At 72.3% G+C, this 18006-nt stretch carries 20 protein-coding genes and 1 pseudogene; 9 read left to right on the forward strand and 12 right to left on the reverse strand.

What is annotated here, in order from left to right; translation table 11 throughout:
• Positions 1-45: 45 nt before the first annotated feature.
• Both ACGFYN_RS10675 and ACGFYN_RS10680 read right to left on the reverse strand, forming a co-directional pair.
• A complete protein-coding gene (locus ACGFYN_RS10675; protein WP_393865419.1) occupies positions 46-501 on the reverse strand; it encodes an ATP-binding protein in 456 nt (151 codons plus the stop codon).
• A gap of 104 nt (positions 502-605) precedes the next feature.
• Positions 606-1787, reverse strand: a complete 1182-nt coding sequence (locus tag ACGFYN_RS10680; RefSeq protein WP_393865420.1) for a DUF6777 domain-containing protein — start codon at positions 1785-1787, stop codon at positions 606-608.
• A gap of 158 nt (positions 1788-1945) precedes the next feature.
• Between ACGFYN_RS10680 and ACGFYN_RS10685 the strand changes: the two genes are divergently transcribed.
• A complete protein-coding gene (locus ACGFYN_RS10685) occupies positions 1946-3220 on the forward strand; it encodes a streptophobe family protein (protein ID WP_393865421.1) in 1275 nt (424 codons plus the stop codon).
• A 7-nt stretch (positions 3221-3227) separates the two neighbouring features.
• Here ACGFYN_RS10685 and ACGFYN_RS10690 read toward each other — a convergent pair whose 3' ends face one another.
• Genes ACGFYN_RS10690 through ACGFYN_RS10705 form a run of 4 tightly spaced genes read right to left on the reverse strand, consistent with a single transcriptional unit; the run spans position 3228 to position 7577 of the window.
• Positions 3228-4220, reverse strand: a complete 993-nt coding sequence (locus ACGFYN_RS10690; RefSeq protein WP_393865422.1) for a serine/threonine-protein kinase — start codon at positions 4218-4220, stop codon at positions 3228-3230.
• Complete coding sequence (locus ACGFYN_RS10695; protein WP_393865423.1) at positions 4210-4758, reverse strand: hypothetical protein; 549 nt, start codon at positions 4756-4758, stop codon at positions 4210-4212. The genes ACGFYN_RS10690 and ACGFYN_RS10695 overlap by 11 nt, the downstream gene beginning before the upstream one ends.
• 9 nt (positions 4759-4767) lie before the next feature.
• Positions 4768-7107 carry an FHA domain-containing protein gene (locus ACGFYN_RS10700; RefSeq protein ID WP_393865424.1) on the reverse strand — a complete coding sequence of 780 codons (2340 nt, stop codon included), beginning with the start codon at positions 7105-7107 and terminating at the stop codon, positions 4768-4770.
• 59 nt (positions 7108-7166) lie between these two features.
• Complete coding sequence (locus ACGFYN_RS10705) at positions 7167-7577, reverse strand: hypothetical protein (protein WP_393865425.1); 411 nt, start codon at positions 7575-7577, stop codon at positions 7167-7169.
• Between the two features lie 356 nt (positions 7578-7933).
• Here ACGFYN_RS10705 and ACGFYN_RS10710 point away from each other — a divergent pair, with 356 nt between their 5' ends.
• Positions 7934-8314: a nuclear transport factor 2 family protein gene (locus ACGFYN_RS10710; RefSeq protein ID WP_393865426.1), complete on the forward strand. Its 381-nt coding sequence runs from the start codon at positions 7934-7936 to the stop codon at positions 8312-8314.
• Positions 8315-8385: 71 nt separating this feature from the next.
• Entirely contained in the window at positions 8386-8718 is a 333-nt protein-coding gene (locus ACGFYN_RS10715; RefSeq protein WP_393865427.1) for a DUF1905 domain-containing protein, read from the forward strand.
• Here ACGFYN_RS10715 and ACGFYN_RS10720 read toward each other — a convergent pair.
• Positions 8663-9646: an AraC family transcriptional regulator gene (locus tag ACGFYN_RS10720; protein WP_393865428.1), complete on the reverse strand. Its 984-nt coding sequence runs from the start codon at positions 9644-9646 to the stop codon at positions 8663-8665. The two genes, ACGFYN_RS10715 and ACGFYN_RS10720, sit on opposite strands and share 56 nt — an antisense overlap.
• Here ACGFYN_RS10720 and ACGFYN_RS10725 point away from each other — a divergent pair.
• Both ACGFYN_RS10725 and ACGFYN_RS10730 read left to right on the forward strand, forming a co-directional pair.
• Complete coding sequence (locus ACGFYN_RS10725) at positions 9551-10021, forward strand: SDR family NAD(P)-dependent oxidoreductase (RefSeq protein WP_393865806.1); 471 nt, start codon at positions 9551-9553, stop codon at positions 10019-10021. The genes ACGFYN_RS10720 and ACGFYN_RS10725 overlap by 96 nt on opposite strands.
• Positions 9993-10391: a hypothetical protein gene (locus tag ACGFYN_RS10730; RefSeq protein ID WP_393865429.1), complete on the forward strand. Its 399-nt coding sequence runs from the start codon at positions 9993-9995 to the stop codon at positions 10389-10391. Before ACGFYN_RS10725 ends, ACGFYN_RS10730 begins: the two co-directional genes overlap by 29 nt.
• A 35-nt stretch (positions 10392-10426) precedes the next feature.
• Here the strand turns inward: ACGFYN_RS10730 and mgrA are convergent, their stop codons facing one another.
• Positions 10427-11419 carry an L-glyceraldehyde 3-phosphate reductase gene (gene mgrA / locus ACGFYN_RS10735; RefSeq protein ID WP_393865430.1) on the reverse strand — a complete coding sequence of 331 codons (993 nt, stop codon included), beginning with the start codon at positions 11417-11419 and terminating at the stop codon, positions 10427-10429.
• Positions 11420-11555: 136 nt separating this feature from the next.
• Between mgrA and ACGFYN_RS10740 the strand changes: the two genes are divergently transcribed.
• Positions 11556-12449: a LysR substrate-binding domain-containing protein gene (locus ACGFYN_RS10740; RefSeq protein ID WP_393865431.1), complete on the forward strand. Its 894-nt coding sequence runs from the start codon at positions 11556-11558 to the stop codon at positions 12447-12449.
• A 17-nt stretch (positions 12450-12466) separates the two neighbouring features.
• Positions 12467-12982 carry a DinB family protein gene (locus ACGFYN_RS10745; RefSeq protein WP_393865432.1) on the forward strand — a complete coding sequence of 172 codons (516 nt, stop codon included), beginning with the start codon at positions 12467-12469 and terminating at the stop codon, positions 12980-12982.
• Here the strand turns inward: ACGFYN_RS10745 and ACGFYN_RS10750 are convergent.
• Positions 12964-14034 carry an adenosine deaminase gene (locus ACGFYN_RS10750; protein WP_393865433.1) on the reverse strand — a complete coding sequence of 357 codons (1071 nt, stop codon included), beginning with the start codon at positions 14032-14034 and terminating at the stop codon, positions 12964-12966. The genes ACGFYN_RS10745 and ACGFYN_RS10750 overlap by 19 nt on opposite strands.
• Positions 14035-14069: 35 nt before the next feature.
• Positions 14070-14456, reverse strand: coding sequence for a VOC family protein (locus tag ACGFYN_RS10755; protein WP_393865434.1), 387 nt, complete (start codon positions 14454-14456; stop codon positions 14070-14072).
• 147 nt (positions 14457-14603) lie between these two features.
• On the opposite strand from ACGFYN_RS10755, the pseudogene ACGFYN_RS10760 reads away from it, so the two are divergent.
• Positions 14604-15064, forward strand: a pseudogene (locus ACGFYN_RS10760) (pyridoxamine 5'-phosphate oxidase family protein).
• A gap of 21 nt (positions 15065-15085) precedes the next feature.
• Here the strand turns inward: ACGFYN_RS10760 and ACGFYN_RS10765 are convergent.
• Positions 15086-16111 (reverse strand): alcohol dehydrogenase, encoded by a 1026-nt coding sequence (locus ACGFYN_RS10765; RefSeq protein WP_393865435.1) that lies wholly within the window; start codon positions 16109-16111, stop codon positions 15086-15088.
• Positions 16112-16255: 144 nt separating this feature from the next.
• On the opposite strand from ACGFYN_RS10765, the gene ACGFYN_RS10770 reads away from it, so the two are divergent.
• Complete coding sequence (locus ACGFYN_RS10770) at positions 16256-17062, forward strand: MBL fold metallo-hydrolase (RefSeq protein WP_393865436.1); 807 nt, start codon at positions 16256-16258, stop codon at positions 17060-17062.
• Between the two features lie 21 nt (positions 17063-17083).
• On the opposite strand, the gene ACGFYN_RS10775 is transcribed toward ACGFYN_RS10770, so the two are convergent.
• Positions 17084-17989, reverse strand: a complete 906-nt coding sequence (locus ACGFYN_RS10775) for an aldo/keto reductase (RefSeq protein WP_393865437.1) — start codon at positions 17987-17989, stop codon at positions 17084-17086.
• Between the last annotated feature and the right edge of the window lie 17 nt (positions 17990-18006).

Consider the following 18006-nt stretch of genomic DNA (forward strand, 5'->3'; position numbering starts at 1 on the left):
TGGCGGACGTGACCGCCGCAGTCGTGGGCGCAGGCGCCTCGGCGGTCACCCGCGGATCAGCTTCACCACCGCGCACACCCGCTTGCCGACCGGGACCCGTTCCACGGTGACGCGTTCGGCCAGGGCGTGCACGATCTCCAGTCCGTGCCGGCCGACGCGCTCGGGATCGCGCGGGTAGCGCCGCGGAAGAGCCGCACTGCTGTCGTAGACCCAGATGCTGAGCGACGCGTCCGTGCCCTCGAGTTCGAGGATGTACGGGCCGTTGCTGTGCCGGTCGGCGTTGGTGACGAGCTCGCTCACGACGAGCAGCACCTCCTCGACGGCACGGTCCTCGATCCTTGCGCACCACTCGGTCCTGAGCTGGTCCACGAAGTGCGCGGTGAAGGAACGTGCCTCGGCGATACATCCCTGTTCGCCGGTGTAGTGCGCCGCCCGCCGCAGCGGTTCGACGGGCACGTCGAAACCAGTCGGTATCACTGCCCCGCCCACGTGCTCGATCATGCATGTCTCTCTCGGAAGCCGGCCAGGCCGGACGCTGCTGCAACATGCTCGTACCCCGAGGCGCGTCCCGCAGTCCCCCTTCCGGCCGTTGTGTCCCCCAAGGCTCAGGACGCCGGTGGTGCGGAAGAGGTTGCGGGAGTGTCCGGAGGACTCGTGACGGGCGCGGAGGAAGGCGGCTCGGAGCTCGGTGCCGAGGAGGACCCGGACGGGGCTGTCGACGTGGCGGGACAGGGAGTTGGGCCGTTGTCCGTTCCCGGCGAGGAGCCGCACCCGGACGGGGACGACGGCGACGAGGGCGCCGTCGGCGTGGACTCGCTCACCGACGGAGAGGGCTTCGCAGGGGGCCGGGTGCGGTGGTCGTGGTGGCCCGTATCACCCCGGTGCCGGGCGATCCACTCGCCGTGGCCGGGGTCGTAGAGGACGAAGACGTCGATGATCTGCGGGGCGGGGGCGACCACGACGACGTTCGAGGGGCGGTACGACGGCCAGGTGTCACCGGTGGTCTTCGGTGTGGTCTTCAGGGCGACCGGCGGGGTCAGCGGGTTGCCACAGGCACAGCGCACGCGGGGCACGCCGCGGCCGTCGACGAGGACGGCCGTGCCCGCCTCAAGGACCGCCTGGTAGCCGGTGGCGGCCCCGTTGCGGTAGCCGTGGTTGGTGACGCGGGTGTCCATGCGCAGCTGTACGGGGGTGAGGGCGCGCAGGTAGGCGGGGACCTTGGCCAGGGTGATGCCCTCGACCGAGGCGAACGCCTTGTTCTTCGCCGGGTCCGCTCCCAGTGCCTTGATCTGCTGCTCGACGTCGCAGCTGGAGAGGTTGCGTGTGCCGCCGTAGAGTCCGGGCGCGCCGCCGTCGACCTGGCGTACCGCGTTCGCGGGGGCCGAGCCGGTGGCCGGGGAGGCGGAGACGGGCGAGGCGGAGCTGTTCTCGGCCGTGGATCGCGTGAACGGCTCCGGGCCGGACTTGCCCGCGGCCTGGAGGAAGAGCTCCCCGCCCTGCCCTGAGCCGTCGGGCCGGGTGAGCAGCACGGCCAGGACCACGGCGGCGACCACCGCGGTGGCGAGGACGGCGAGGCGTGGCGCGGACTTCCACCAGGGGCGGCGGGGCGGCGGCGAGGGCGTGCCGCCGCCGCTGCCGGCGCCATCACTGCCATCGCCCTCGCTGCCGGAGCCGCCACTGCTGCCCGGCGGCTGCGACGGCGGGCCCGACGGTGGCTCGGACGGGCCCGAGAGCGGGCCGGACGGTGGCCCTGTGGGGCGGCCGGAGGACGGCGGTTCGACGCTCACGAGCTCTCCCGACGCGGCTTTCGTGCGGCATGATCCGAGATGAGCCGCTTTATTACCTTTCGAACCCATTGTGTGTCGGGTCCCCTTGCCGCTCGCAAGCCGACGCGGACGGACCTCCCGGCGGGCGGGGCGGGCGGGCGCTGCTTAGCGTGGCGAGCGTGAGCCCGCGAACCCCCTCCCCGGACGTCGCCCGCCATGGCTGGCCGCAGGCCCTCGGCGCGGTGCTGGCCGCGCTGATCGCCATGTGGGGCATCGCCGCCCTGGGGTTGTTGGCGGCCGGAGCGGGAGGTCTGCCGGACGGCGCGTTCCCCCGGGTCGTCACGGCGACGGTGGTCACGGCGGTCGGCGGCACGATCGAGCTGTCCGGGAACGCGGGTGCGCTGGCCGAGTCCGCGGCCGGGATCACGGTGATGCCGCTGTCCGTCACGCTGGCGGGAGCCCTCGTCCTGGCGGCGGGATTCCTGCGCCCGCTGCGGCACCGGGCGGTGGCCGGCGCCCCGGAACTCGCCGGCTGGGCCGGCAGGATCGCGGTGCTGTGGGTGCTCGCGCTGCTCGGCATGGCCTTCGCCGCCCGTCAGACCTTCGCGGTGTCCCTCGGCAGCGGGGCCCTCAGCGACCTCGGCGACGTGTTCGGCCTGTCTCCGAAGGTGGGGTTCACCACCGATGTGCCGCTGACCGTGCTCTTCGGTGTCCTGTGGCTGGCCGGTGTGCTGGTGCTGGCCCTGCTGGTCTCCCCCGCGGCGCCGCTGCCGGGGCGGCTGCTGCGGTTCCAGGAGTCGGTGCGGCCGGCCGCGTACGCGATGGTGGCCCTGCTGCTCGCGTTCGTCGCCGTGGGCGTCGTGATCGCATTGATCGTCGCGGCGACCCGCGGGCACGCCGCGGAGACTCTCGCGGTGATCCTGCTGGGCCTGCCGAACCTGGCCTGGCTCGCGCTCACGCTCGGCCTCGGCGCCACCTGGACCGGCCGGGTGCAAGGACCGTTCGGGCTGCCCCTGCCGCACGTCCTCGACGAGGTGCTGCGGACCAAGGACGTCTCCACGCTCAATCTGCACACCCTGGCCCACTACGACGGCCGGGTGTGGTGGCTCCTGGTGGTCGACGCGGTACTGGTGCTGGCCTCGGCCTTCTCGATGGCCGCCCGCTCCCCGGCCCGCATACGGGCCTGGCAGCACGCCCTGCACATGGCGGTCGCCCTCGCGCTGACCGTCCTCATGATCTGCCTCGTGGGCCGGATCTCCGCCCACTACGGGCTGTCGCTGCTCGGTATCGGGGACCTGGGCGGTGGTCTGTCCGGTGAGCTGTTCCTGAAGCCCGAGGTGTGGACCGCGCTGGGCTTCGCCCTGCTGTGGGGCCTGGTGACCGGCTTCCTCGGCGCCCTGCTGGCGAGACCGGTACGGCGGCGGGGCGAGACCGGGGTCGGGGACGACGCGTGAGGGCCCCCTAGAGCCGGTTCCGGAAGACCGGCTCGGCCCAGCGCGGCGGCGGCTCGGGCCCGTCCTCGCTCGCGTGCGGGAGCTGCAGGTCCACCTCGGTCGGCGGGTGATCGGTCGGCGGGATGCCCGTCATGGCCGTGCGCAGGGCGGTGACGAACGCTCGGCAGGAGTCGTGGCGCTCGTCCGGGCTCTTGGCCAGCGCCCTGATGAACACGGCATCGGCCTCGGGGGCCAGGTCGGGCCGGAACTCCGTCAGCGGGGGCGGCTGGTCGTACTGGTGGGCCCAGAGCAGGGCCATGTCGTCGTCGCGCCGGAAGGGCGGGCGGCCGGCCAGGGACTCGTAGACGACGCAGCCGAAGCCGTAGACGTCGCAGCGTCCGTCGACGGGCCGCCCGGAGATCTGCTCCGGGGCCACGTAGTCGAGGGTGCCGACGAACTGGCCGACGGAGGTGAAGCCGGTCAGCGACAGCGACTTCTTCGTCAGGCCGAAGTCGGTGAGGTAGGCGTGCTCGGGGTGGTCGCTGTCGGTGCCGCGGGCGACCAGGATGTTGCCGGGTTTCACGTCCCGGTGGACGAGGCCGTGCTCGTGCGCCGCGTCGAGCGCGGAGGCGACCTGCGCGGCGATGCGCAGCGCGACCTCGGGAGCGAGCGGGCCGCGCCGGTCGAGGAGGTGGCGCAGGTCGCTGCCCTCGACGTAGCGCATGGCGATGTAGAGGACGCCGTCCGTCTCGCCCGCCTCGAAGACCGGCACGATGTGCGGGTGGTCGATGGCGGCGGCCGCCCGGGACTCGTGGGTGAAGCGGAGCCGGAAGGTGTCGTTGCGGGCGAGTTCGGGGGCGAGCAGCTTGAGGGCGACGGTCCGCTCCAGGCGCAGGTCCTGGGCGCGGTAGACGACGGCCATGCCGCCGCGCCCGATCTCGCGCTCGATGCGGTAGCCCGCCACCTGCCGGCCGATCAGGTCGGAGGGGCGGCCCGCGAAGACGCTCGCGTCACGGACCATCGGGTGTCACGACCTGGGTGGGTGCGTGGCCGCCGTCCGGGGCCGCCGCGCCCGGTGCGTCGTCGTCCGTGGCGTAGGTGCCCGCGCGCGTCCCGTCGCCGTAGACCCATCGGCCCTGCTCGGTGTCGTACAGCCAGACGTTCTCGCCGTCGACGACTATCCCGACGCGCAGTCCCCGCGTACGGCCGCGGAAGGACTCGCCGTCGAGGGTGCCGCCGGCGCGTTCCTCCACGGCGGCCCGGTAGCGCGCGAGGTTCTGTTCGGTGCGGGCGAGCAGGGGGCGTGGGTCGGCGGTGCGGGCCTGGGGGCCGCCGGTGGCGGGCGGGTCCTGGGGCACGGCGACCAGGTGGCGGCCGTCGACCCACGCCGACCAGCCGTTGGAACACACCACGTGCGCCCAGTCGCCGCGCCGCTCGGCGAGCTGCACGGGCAGCAGCGGGTCGAGCGGGACCGTGGGGCGGCCGGGGTCGGGGGCCTCCCAGGCGGGCATGCCGTGCCGGGGGACGACGTGGGTGGGCCGGAAGCCGGGGTTCGTCATCGCTGGGGCCTACTTCCGCATCACGACGGGTTCGTGCCGGCGCAGCAGCCGGGAGACCAGGAACCCGAAGAGCACCGAGAGCACCACCAGCATGGCGATGTTCAGCAGCCACACCCCGGCCGAGTGCCTGAACAGCGGGTCGCCGGTCAGGTCGCCGGGCACGATCCGGGCCAGTCCGACGGTGCCCGCCATCGCGCCGAGCGCCCACCGCGAGGGCACCAGCCACGACAGCTGCTCCAGACCGGGCACGCCGTGAAGCTTCAACAGGGCGCCGCAGAAGACGACTTGGACGATGGCCAGCAGCACGAGCAGCGGCATCGTCACCTCTTCCTTGCGTACCAGCGCGGAGACGAGCAGGCCGAGCATCATCGCCGTGAAGGCCAGCAGGGCCACGGCGACGGTGATTTCAACAAGGGGCGGCATCAACACGCCCTCGCCGCCGGGTGCGTTGAGGTCGACACCCAGCAGGGCGACCAGGGTGAGCACCACGGCCTGGAGGACGGTGATCGCGCCCAGGACGACGACCTTCGACATCAGGTACGCCGATCTGGACAGGCCAACGGCCCGCTCGCGCTGGTAGATGGTGCGTTCCTTGACGAGCTCGCGCACGGCGTTGGCCGCGCCGGTGAGGACGCCGCCGACACACAGGATGAGCAGGGCGTTCATCGCGGTCGTCTGGGTCAGTCTGCTGCCGGCCAGGGCGCGGGCCATGGCGCCCATCACGAACGGCAGGGCGATCATGATGGCGAGGAAGGTGCGGTCGGCGCTGAGCGCCGCGGCATAGCGGCGCACCAGCGTGCCGAGTTGGGCGCCGCGGCTGCGGGGCCGGGGCGGCGGGGTGACGGCCACCGGGCCGGAGTCGGGCACGCGGGGCTGTGCCGTCGCGTCGGCGACGTAGCGCCGGTGCGAGGGCGAGTGGCGGAAGTCGCCCGCCCAGTCGCGGTCGCGGTCCCGTTCGAAGGACTCGAAGGCCTCCGGCCAGTGCTCGAAGCCGAAGAAGGCGAGGGCTTCGTCGGGCGGGCCGTAGTAGGCGATGGTGCCGCCGGGTGCGAGCACGAGGAGCCGGTCGCACACGTCGAGGCTCAGGACGCTGTGGGTGACCACGACGACGGTTCGGCCGTCGTCGGCGAGGCCGCGCAGCATGTGCATCACCGAGCGGTCCATCCCGGGGTCCAGGCCCGAGGTCGGCTCGTCGAGGAAGAGCAGCGAGGGCTTGGTCAGCAGCTCCAGGGCCACGCTGACCCGCTTGCGCTGCCCGCCGGAGAGGCTGTGCACATGCTGTCCGGCCCGCTGGTCCAGGCCCAGTTCGCGGATGACCTCCTCGACCCGGGCCCGGCGCTCGGCCTTGGCGGTGTCCTGCGGGAAGCGCAGTTCGGCGGCGTAGGACAGGGCGCTGCGGACGGTCAGCTGGGCGTGCAGGATGTCGTCCTGCGGGACGAGGCCGATGCGCTGGCGCAGCTCGGCGTAGTCGCGGTAGAGGTCGCGGCCGTCGTAGAGCACCGTGCCGTGGTCGGCGGGGCGCTGGCCGGTCAGGGCGTTCAGCAGTGTGGACTTGCCGGCGCCGCTCGGGCCGACGACCGCGAGCAGGCACTTCTCCCCCACCGGGAACGACACGTGGTCGAGCAGGGTCTTACGGCCGCGGTCGACGGCGACGGTGAGGTCCTGCACGTCGAGGGAGACCTCGCCGGTGTCGACGTACTCCTGGAGCTGGTCGCCGACGAGGCAGAACGCCGAGTGGCCGATGCCGACGATGTCGCCGGGGCCGACGGGCGCGGCGGTGACGGGCGAGCCGTTGAGGAAGGTGCCGTTGTGGCTGCCCAGGTCGGCGATCTCGTACGTCCCGTCGGGCAGGGCGCGCAGTTCGGCGTGCCGGCGCGAGACGATCAGGTCGTCGATGACGAGGTCGTTCTCGGCTGCGCGCCCGATGTGGACGGTGCGGGTGGGCAGCGGGCGGACGGTGGTGGGGCGGCGGTAGGTGGCGGTCAGTCCGGGCATGGAGACCGCCGACGGGCGCTCCGGGGGTCTCGGCGCAGGGCTGGTCAGCACGGCGCACGGGCCGTCGGCGGGGTTGCCGAAGTGGATCACGCTGCCGGGGCCCACGCCCCACTCGTGGACACGGCGGCCGTCGGTGAAGGTGCCGTTGGTGCTGTTCTCGTCCTCGAGGGTCCAGTGGTCGGCGTCCGGGCGCAGCACCGCGTGGTGCCACGAGACCCGTACGTCGTCGATGACGATGTCGCTCAGGGGGTCGCGTCCGACGTGGTAGTCACGGGCCGGGCTCATCACCGTGGAGCCCGCATCGGTCTCCAGGACGAGTTCGGGCGCAGTCGGCGCGAAAGACCGCTCTGCCATGACCAGGATTCTACCGATTCACCCTGATACGCGCCCGGCGCGGCGGGCGTCTCCGGCGGTCAGCCGACCGGCAGGAAGAGTGCCGGGATGGTGCGCTGCATGCGGAGGGCGTCGACCGACTCCGCGAGGAGTTCGTACTCGGTGGTGTCGTCGTTCATGGCGATCCGCACCAGCCGCCCGGCGGCCAACTGCTCGGCCACCAGCTCCTGTTGATCGTCGTCGGCGCACCATGACCGCAGCACGGCCGGCACGTCGGGGACGCTTCCGGCGACGGGGACGAGCGAGCTCGGCGGGAAGTGCTCGGCCTCGGGCTGGGGGTCGAGACGGTCGGCGATCCAGTTCGCACGGTCCCGCAGCCACCACAGGGCGAGGGCGAGGGTGGGGGCCCGGTAGGACCCGAGCGGCACGCCGATCCGCTGTCCTGCGCAGGTGCCGTACGCCGTCACGTGGCATAAGAACTCGTCGTGCACGTCCGCTCCCCCGTTGCTCGTTCGACTGTCGGCCGTCCTCGCTTTCGGTGCGACTCATGTGCAGTTTTCGCGCGATCATGTGCTGTGCGTGATCGCTTCTTCGCTCGCCGTGAAGCCCCTTGACTGTTGAGTATGTTCACCGCTGAAACAGAGTCACCACGACTTTCCGGCCACTCTCCTGGCATATTCACAGGGGCAGTTGGCCGAAATCCTGCGAGCACCTCCGTGACGGCCCCCATTACCCGAGGAGTAATCGACGGCGCGCGGCACCGCGGGCATGGTTGCCCTACCGGGTCGCCGGAGCGCGAATCCGGGACCTGACCAGCAACGACCGTCTCGATGGAGGCTGATCCGCCATGTCCGCGAACACCGATCGTTACGAGAACGCCGTCGCCCGTTACTTCGAGGCCTGGAACGCGGCCGAGCCCGAGGAGCTGACCAAGGCGGTGGCCGCCGCCTGGACCGCCGACGGCAGCTACACGGATCCGCTCGCCGACGTCGCCGGGCACGAGCAGATCGCGGCCGTGATCGCCGCGGCCCACGAGCAGTTCCCCGGTTTCACCTTCCGGCCGGGCGGCACCGTGGACGGCCACCACGACACGGCGCGCTTCTCCTGGGAGCTGGTCGCCCCGGACGGCTCGGCGCCCGTGGCCGGCTTCGACGTGATCACCCTGGCCGAGGACGGCCGCATCCGCGCCGTGCTCGGCTTTCTGGACCGGGTGCCCCCCGGGGCCTGAGGGGCGCGATGAGTTTCGCCGCCCGCGGTGGTCTCTCCTGTAACCGACCACCGCGAGCGGAGGAACCCGCCATGACCACGACCGCACACCTCGACGTGGAGTTCACGGCCGTCCTGATCAAGAGCCCGAACGAGGGCGGCTGGACCTATCTCGTCTGGCCGAGGAGCGTCGCGTTCTTCGGCACCCGCGGACTGGTCAAGGTCCGCGGCACCATCGACGGACACCCCTTCCGCAGCTCCTTCATGGCCCTCGGGGACGGCACGCACAAACTGCCGGTCAAGGCCGACCTCCGCACGGCCATCGGCAAGGGAGAGGGCGACACGGTGACCGTGCGCCTGGAGGAGCGCCTCAGTTCCCAGCGGTCTCGCGGTAGCGGCGGGGTGCGACGCCGACCGCCCGTTTGAAGGCGTTGCTGAAGGCGCTCTCGGAGGTGTAGCCCACGGAGCGGGCGAGCGCCGCGACCGGGACCGTGAACTGCCGCAGGGCGCGGGCGGCCATGCTCATGCGCCAGTCGAGCAGGTACGTCAGCGGCGGCACCCCGGCCGCCTCCTTGAACCGTACGGCGAAGCTGGTGCGGGACATCGCGGCGGCCCGGGCCGGCTCCTCCAGCCGCCAGGGGTGCCCCGGGTCGCCGTGCATCAGGCGCAGGGCCGGGGCGAGCCGTTCGTCGGCCAGGGCGCACAGCCACCCGGGCGGCAGACCCGCGGCGTCGGTGAGGCAGACCCGCAGGACCTGGACGAACATCAGCCGGGCGAGCTGGTCCGCGGCGAACTCCCCGCCGGCCCGGCGGGTCCGCACCTCGTCGGCCGGCTGCCCGGTCAGCCGGCGCAGCATCGGCGCCTCGGCCGCGTCGGCGCCCACGTGGACCAGCTCGGGCAGCGCCCGGCGCAGCAGTTCGCCGCTGTCCCTGCTGAGGTCGATGTGCCCGGAGATGCAGACGACGTCCTCGCCCTCACCCAGCTGTGCTGTACGGGTCGCGGGGTCGACGGTCACATCGCGGGAGTTCAGCGGATCGACGCCGAGTTCGCCGCACAGCACGTACGGCTGCCTCCCGTCGGAGACGACGACGTCCCCCTCGGTCAGTTTCAGCGGCTCCCCGCCGTCCTCGCGGACCAGCAGACAGGCGCCCCGCACCACGGCGTTGACCTTGAGCTTGTCGCGCCCGTGCAGCCGGATCGCCCACGCCCCGCCGGCCCCGGCGGCTACTCCGGCATCGGCCTGGAGACGGCGCGCGTCCTGCGCTCCGCTGGCGCCGAGGTCGTAGTACCGGCACGCGACGAGGAGCGGGCGCGGGCCGCGCTGAGGGACGTGCCCGGGGCCGAGGTCGCACATCTGGACCTGCTGGACCCGGCCTCGATCGACACCTTCGCGGAGAAGTTCCTGGCCTCCGGACGTCCGCTGCACATCCTGGTCGACAGTGCCGGGATCATGGCGACCCCTCTGACCCGGGACGCGCGCGGATACGAGGTGCAGTTCGCCACCAACCACCTGGGCCACTTCCAGCTGGTGCAGCGCCTGTGGCCGGCGCTGGCCGCGGCCGGCGGCGCGCGGGTCGTGTCGGTGTCCTCGCGGGGCATCCGCTTCGCCGGCGTCGATCGACGACCTGCATTTCGAGCACCGGGACTACGAGCCGTTCGTCGCCTACGGCCAGTCGAAGACGGCCAACGCGCTCTTCGCCGTGGAGCTGGACCGGCGCGGACAGGGTGAGGGCGTCCGGGCGTTCTCGGTGCACCCGGGCACCATCATCGACACCGGACTCGCCAAGCACCTCCCGGCCGAGGCGATCCGCGCGGCCGGTGCCGTGGACGCCGAGGGCCGGCCCGTCCGGGACGCGGCCCGGCAGCTGAAGACCGTGCCGCAGGGAGCGGCCACCGGCGTCTGGTGCGCGACGAGCCCGCGGCTGGCCGGGCTGGGCGGGGTCTACTGCGAGAACAGCGACATCAGCCCGCTGGTGACCTCCGCGGGCGAGGCCGCCTGGCGGGCCGGCGCCGAGATCCCCGGCGTCCTGCCCTACGCCGTGGACCCAGAGGTGGCGGCCCGCCTCTGGGACGTCAGCGAACGACTGATCGGCGCTTAGGACGCGTGCGAATCAGCGCTTGAACGGACGACCGGTCACGGCTTGACGATCGCGTCGATACGGGCCAGCTCCTCGGCGTCGAAGTCCAGGTTGCGGGTGGCCGCGACGCTGTCCTCGATCTGCTGCGCGCTGCTCGCACCTACCAGCGCGGAGGTCACCCGGCCGCCGCGCAGCACCCAGGCCAGGGCCAGCTGCGCCAGGGTCTGGCCGCGGCCCTTGGCGATCTCGTCGAGGGACCGCAGCCGCCCGACCAGTTCCTCGGTGACCGCGTCCGAGTTGAGGAACGGGCTGTCGCTCGCCGCCCGCGAGCCCTCCGGAATGCCGTCCAGGTAGCGGGCGGTGAGCAGGCCCTGCTCCAGCGGGGAGAAGACGATGGAGCCGACCTGGAGCTCGTCCAGGGCGTCCAGCAGGCCCTCGTCCTCGGGGCGGCGGTCGAGCATCGAGTAGCGCGGCTGGTGGATCAGCAGCGGGGTGCCCAGCTCGCCGAGGATGCGGGCGGCCTCGCGGGTCTGCTCCGCCGAGTAGTTGGAGATGCCGACGTAGAGCGCCTTGCCCTGCTGGACCGCCGAGTGCAGAGCGCCCATCGTCTCCTCGAGCGGGGTCTCCGGGTCCGGGCGGTGCGAGTAGAAGATGTCGACGTAGTCCAGGCCCATCCGGTTCAGGCTCTGGTCCAGCGAGGACAGCAGGTACTTGCGGGAGCCGAACTCGCCGTACGGGCCGGGCCACATCAGGTAGCCGGCCTTGGTGGAGATGATCAGCTCGTCGCGGTGGGCGGTGAAGTCCGCCCTGAGCGCGTCCCCGAGGGCGGACTCGGCGGAGCCGGGCGGCGGGCCGTAGTTGTTGGCCAGGTCGAAGTGGGTGACGCCGAGATCGAAGGCCCGGCGCAGGATCGCCCGCTGGGTCTCGACCGGGCGGTCTGGCCCGAAGTTGTGCCACAGGCCGAGCGAGATCGCGGGGAGTTTCAGGCCGCTGCGTCCGGTGCGCCGGTAGGGCATGTCCGCGTAGCGGTCGGGGTGTGCGGTGTACAACGCGACTCCAGAGGGGTTGGCACACGAATGTCCGGTTTACGGGAACTGCAAGAACCCAGCACCCACTCTGTCGCGACCTGCGGCCAGTGGTCCAACAGGAGAATGCGATGGAACTCAGCGGCTAGGCTTCTCAATCATGGAACTCCGCCATCTCCAGCACTTCGTCGCGGTCGCCGAGGACCAGCACTTCACCCGGGCCGCGGAACGGCTGATGGTGTCCCAGTCGGGCCTGTCGGCCTCGATCCGGGCGCTGGAGCGGGAGTTGCAGACCCCCCTGTTCGTCCGCACGACCCGCCGGGTCACGCTGACCGAGGCCGGACGGGCGCTGCTGAGCGAGGCGGAGCGGATCCTGGCGCAGGTGCGGTCCGCGCACGAGGCGGTCGCCGCCGTGCAGGGCGTGCTGCGCGGCACGCTCTCGCTGGGCACCGAGCAGTGCATCGCGGGGGTGCATGTCGCGGGGCTGCTCGCCGCGTTCCGGCGGCGCCACCCGGATGTGGAGATACGGCTGCGGCAGGCGGGCTCGGGCGAACTGGCGGAGGAGGTCGCGGCCGGGCGCCTCGACCTGGCCTTCGCCTACCGCACCCAGGCGGACACCGACCAGCTGCGCTCGGTGTCGCTGACCGGCGAGCCGATGACCGTGCTGTGCCACCCCACCCACCCGCTGGCGACCGGCGGCGCGGCGGTCACGCCGGACGACCTCGGCGGGGAGGTGTTCGTCGACTTCCACCCCGACTGGGGACCGCGCCGCACCACCGACGCGGCCTTCACCGCGGCGGGCGTACGGCGCACCGTCGCGTTGGAGGTCAACGACGTGCACAGCCTGCTGGACCTGGTGGACGAGAACCTCGGCATCGCCGTCGTGCCGCGGCACTTCCGGCACAAGCGCGAGGCGCTCACCGCCCTGCCCGTGAAGGGCACCGGCGAGACGGTCTACGAGACCGTGGCCCTGCTGCCGCCGCAGCAGGCGACCAGCCCGGCGGCGCGGGCGCTGATGGCCCTTCTGGAACAGGGCACGCACGAGGAGCCGTAATGCGCGATGGTGGATGCATGCATGCCAAGGACATCCTCATCGACGCGTACGACCGCATCCAGGAAGAAGTCCACGCCACCGTCGAAGGACTCGGCCCGGCCGTGCTCAACGCCCGGCCCTCCCATGACGCCAACTCCGTCGCCTGGTTGATCTGGCACCTCACCCGCGTCCAGGACGACCACATCGCTCACGCCTTCGGGCTCGACCAGGTGTGGCTCACCCAGGACTGGCAGAAGCGCTTCGGCCTCGACCTGCCGCGCCAGGACACCGGCTACGGGCACAGCTCCACCAAGGTCGCCAAGGTGCAGGTCGACTCCGGCGACCTGCTGACCGGTTATTACGACGCCGTCCACGAGCAGACTCTCGGCGCCCTGCGCGGCCTGGCCGCCGCGGATCTGGAGCGCGTCGTCGACGAGCGCTGGGATCCGCCGGTCACCTTGGGCGTACGGCTGAACAGCGTCCTGTCCGACGACCTCCAGCACGTCGGACAGGCCGCCTACGTCCGCGGACTGGTTCAGAGCGCGGCCGCGTAGCCCGGCAGGACGACGTCCTCCAGGAGGGCCTTGCGTTCGTCGAACGGGAGGAACGCGCTCTTGACGGCGTTCACCGTGACGGTGCGCAGGTCCTCCACCGTCCAGCCTGCCTGCTCCACCAGCAGGGACATCTCGCGGGTCATCGTCGTGCCGGACACCAGACGGTTGTCGGTGTTGAGGGTGACCCGGAAGCCGAGGTCCTTCAGCTCCGTGATCGGGTGGTCGGCGATCGAAGTCGCCGCGCCCGTCTGGAGGTTGGAGGTCGGGCACATCTCCAGGGCGACACGGCGGTCCCGGACCCAGGCGGCGAGCCGCCCGAGCTTGCCGTCGACGATGTCCTCGGTGATGCGCACACCGTGGCCGATGCGCTGGGCGCCGCACACCTGAAGAGCCTGGTGGATGCTGGGCAGGCCGTACGCCTCGCCGGCGTGGATGGTGAACGGCACGCTCTCGTCGCGCAGGTGCTGGAAGGCGTCGAGGTGGTCGGCGGCCGGGAAGCCGTCCTCGGCGCCGGCGATGTCGAAGCCGACGACTCCGGCGTCACGGAAGGCGACGGCCAGGTCGGCGGCCTCGCGCGTGCGGCCGAACATCCGCATGCCGCACAGCAGGGTGCCGACGCGGACCGGCGTGCCCGCGGCAGCCGCCTTCACCATGCCCGCCGCGAGCCCCTCCTGGACGGTCTCGACGACCTCCGGCAGGGTCAGGTTGCCCGCGAGCATCAGCTCGGGGGCGTAGCGCACCTCGCCGTACACCACGCCGTCCGAGGCCAGGTCGAGGACGTACTCCTCGGCGGTGCGCAGCAGGCCCTCGCGGGTCTGCATCACGGCGAGGGTGTGCTCGAAGGTGCCTATGTAGCGCACCAGGTCACCGGAGTTGGCGGCCTCGAAGTACCAGGCGGCCAGCTCGTCCGGGTCGGTGGTGGGCAGGGTGTGGCCGACCGCGTCCGCGAGTTCCACCACGGTGGCGGGGCGCAGGCCGCCGTCGAGGTGGTCGTGCAGGACGGCCTTGGGGAGGCGGCGGAGCACATCAGTGTCTACGCGCGTAGCATTCATGGCGTGGTCTTTCGTGGAGCGGAGCGGTTCGAAGGTCAGCCGGCGGGCTGGAGCAGGTCCCAGCGGTTGCCGTACAGGTCCTGGAAGACGGCGACCGAGCCGTAGGACTCGTGGCGCGGCTCCTCCAGGAAGGTCACGCCCGCGGCGAGCATCCGGGCGTGGTCGCCGGCGAAGTCGTCGGTGTGCAGGAAGAACCCGACGCGCCCGCCGGTCTGGTCGCCGACCCTCGCGCTCTGCTCGTCGCCCTTGGCGCGGGCGAGCAGCAGCGCGGTGCCCTGGTCGCCCGGCGCGACGACGACCCAGCGCGAGCCGTCGGGGCGCGCGGTGTCCTCGACCAGCCGGAAGCCGAGGGCTTCGGTGTAGAAGCCGATCGCCTCGTCGTAGTCGTCGACGACGAGGGTGACCAGGGCGACGTGTCTCATCGGGGCCTTCCAGGAGGGGCGATTGACGGGAGAGGTTATACGTAAAACCCTCGGGATGCCAGTCGTCACCCGGACCTAGGACCCGCGCACGAGCGGGAGCGGGACCCGAGGCCGAGGCGTCGCCCCGCACCGACCGGCGTCCCGGCCATGAAGATCGACACGTCACCGCGCGAGCCGCGTCGGCGCAGGCAGGACGTGCTGCGGCGACTGGAGCAGGAGATCGACATCTGGGTCGCCTCGGCGGACACGGACGGGCTGCCGTGCCTGGTCCCGCTCTGGTTCGTGTGGCATGACGAGGCGGTGTGGCCGGCGACCCGTACGACGAACCCGACGGGCCGCAATCTGCCCCGAGCGCGAGCCGGGCCCGGCTCGCGCTCGGGGACACCCGGGACGTGGTGCTGATCGACGGTGACGTCGAGACCTACGCCCTGCGCGACGTACCGGCCGCGGCCGCCGAGGCGTCCCTCGCCAGGACGGGCTGGGATCCGCGGCATGACAGCCCGTCGTACGCCTTCTTCCGGGTACGCCCGCGCGCGGTGCAGGCCTGGCACGAGCAGCGCGAACTGCCCCGGCGGCACCTGATGAAGGACGGCGCCTGGCTGGGGTGAGCGGCCGCGCGCGGGGGCCGGTCAGCGGTTGGTGAGCACCATCCGGAAGCGGGCTGCGCCGGAGAGCATCTTCCGGTAGGCGGCGTCGGCCTGGTCCAGCGGCACCGTCTCCGTCATGGGCCGGATGCCGTGCAGGGCGCTGAAGGCCATGGTGTCCTGCACGTCCTGCGCCGTGCCGGACGGGTGGCCGCGAAGGATCTTGCCGCTCATCAGGAGCTGGTTGGGGTTGACCCCCAGGGGCTGGGCGTCGGCCCCGATGACGACCAGCTCGCCGCGGGGTACCAGTCCGTCGACGGTGGCGGTGATGGCCTCGGAGTTGCTGGCGGTGGCGAGGACGACCTTGGCGCCGCCGAGGGACTGCAGCGCCTCCGCGACCGGGGTGCCGGAGGTGCTGTCGACGTAGTGATGGGCGCCGAGCTGCTTGGCGAAGTCCGCCTTGTCGGCTCCACGGGCGATCCCGACGGTCTCGAAGCCCATGGCGACCGCGTACTGCACGCCGAGGTGGCCGAGTCCGCCGAGGCCGAGGACGGCGACCAGGTCGCCGGGCCGGGCGGAGCTGCGCCGCATCCCGTTGAAGACGGTGACTCCCGCACAGGCCATGGGTCCCGCGTCGGTCGCCGAGAGGGCGTCGGGGATCCGGGCGAGTGCGTCGACCGGCGCGATCATCGACTCCGCGTAGCCGCCGTCGTACGCCCACCCGGGCACCTTCAGGTTGGCGCAGACGATGAAGTCGCCCTGCCGGCACTGCCTGCAGTGGCCGCAGCTGCCGCCGAACCAGCCGACGGCCACCCGGTCGCCCACCTGCCAGCCCATGTCGCCCGCGCCGTCGCCGAGTTCCTCGATCCGCCCGGCGTTCTCGTGCCCGGGCACGACCGGGAAGCGGACCCCCGGCACGACGGCGTTGACGAAGATGGTGTCGCTGTGGCAGATCCCGCACGCCTCCACGGCGATGCGCACATGGCGGGGACCGGGCCGGGGTACTTCACGTTCGGTGATCTGGAAGGGTTCGCCTGCTGCGGTGACCTGGGCGACTCGATAGGTACTCATCTGCCTTCTCCCGGAAAGATTGCGAGATGCTCCTCATCCAGCAGACCAGTTCCGGACCTGCCGCGCGCGCCGAACGGCAGAACCGGTGGCGCGGCCCGGCGGCGTACGGCTTCCACAGCCCCAACTCACCAGCGAGGTGCGGTCATGACCGACACGATCAGTCCTGAACGCCGGCCCTGCGCCGTCTCGGTGCTCGGCGGGCCCACCACCGTCCTCGACGTGGGCGGGCTCCGGCTGGTGTGCGATCCCACGTTCGACGACGCCGGGAACCACGGCTACCTGACGAAGACCGCGGGTCCCGCCGCGACGGAGGCCGACGTCGGGGGCGTCGACGCCGTACTGGTCAGCCATGATCTGCACCCCGACAACCTCGACACCCGCGGCCGGGTGTTCGCCCTGAACGCTCCGCTGCTGCTCACCGGGCCCGTCACGGCGCAGCGGCTGGGCGGGCCGGCCCGCGGGCTCCCGGCGTGGGAGACCACCCGGATCGACCGTCCCAACGGCGGGGTGCTGGAGGTGTGCGCCGTGCCGGCCCAGCACGGCCCGGACGACGGGGACCGCGACCAGGACGGCCACGTCAACTGCGAGGTGACCGGCTTCGTGCTGAGCGGCGACGGACTGCCGACCGTGTACGTCAGCGGCGACAACGCCTCCGTCGGCATCGTCGCCGAGATCTCCCGCCGGGTGCCGCGGATCGACGTCGCCGTCCTGTTCGTGGGAGCGGCGCGGGTGCAGGCCAAGGAGCGCGGGCGTCCGCTGACGCTGACGGCACAGCGGGCGAGTGCGGCCGCCTCGGTGCTGCGTACGCCCATCGTGGTGCCGGCCCACTGCGACAGCTGGGCGCATTTCAGCGAGGGCCTGAGCGACGTGGAAGAGGCCTTCGACGAGGCCGGGCTGGCCCCGTGCCTGCGGACGGCCGAGAACGGGCGGTGGATCGACCTGCCGTTCTGACCCCCGCCGCGTGAAGGGGCCTCAGTCCTCCGCCGGGTGCAGTGCGTCCAGGCGTCGCAGCTCCTCGTCCGTCAGCCGCAGCGCGCCCGCCGCGACGTTCTCGGCCAGGTGGACGGGGTTGCCGGTGCCGGGGATGGCGAGGACGTGCGGGCCCCGGTGGAGGGTCCAGGCGAGGCGGACCTGGGTGGGGCTCGCGCCGTGGGCGCGGGCGACCGCGCGCACCGCCTCATCGTCGTTGCCGGTGGCGGCCTGCGGCCCGCGCGCGCCCGCGACGGCGTAGAACGGGACGAAGGCGATGCCCTGTTCGCCGCAGAGGCGCATGAGCTCCTCGGTGGCGGGTGCGCGGGAGTCCAGGCCGTAGCGGTTCTCCACGGACACCACCGGCGCGATCGCCTGCGCCTCGGCCAAGTGCCGCGGTTCGACGTCGGAGAGGCCGAGGTGCCGGACCAGGCCGGCCTCGCGCAGTTCGGCCAGCGCGCCGAAGTGCTCGGCCACGGACTCCTGGCGCATACGGCGCAGATAGACCAGGTCCAAGTGGTCCCGGCCGAGCTGGCGCAGGTTCTCCTCGACGTGCCCGCGCAGCTGGTCGGGGCGGGCCGAGGTGCCCCACTCGCCGTGGTAGTCGCGGTAGGGGCCGACCTTGGTGGCGATGAGGAGGTCGTCCCGGTACGGGGCCAGGGCGCTGTTGATGAGTTCGTTGGCGGACCGTGTCTGCGAGAAGTAGAAGGCCGCGGTGTCGATGTGGTTCACGCCGAGCTCGATCGCCCTGCGCAGCACGGCGATCGAGCGTTCCCGGTCGCTCGGGGTCCCGAGGTGGAAGGCGGCGGTGCCCGTCAGCCGCATCGCTCCGAAGCCGATACGGCCGACGGTGAAGTCGCCGAGTTTCCAGGTTCCCGCGGCGTCCGCGGTGATCGTTTCGGTGGTCATCGGCGGAGTCTCGCACA

It is taken from the genome of Streptomyces sp. NPDC048419 (assembly GCF_043200415.1).
Classification (GTDB): Bacteria; Actinomycetota; Actinomycetes; order Streptomycetales; family Streptomycetaceae; genus Streptomyces.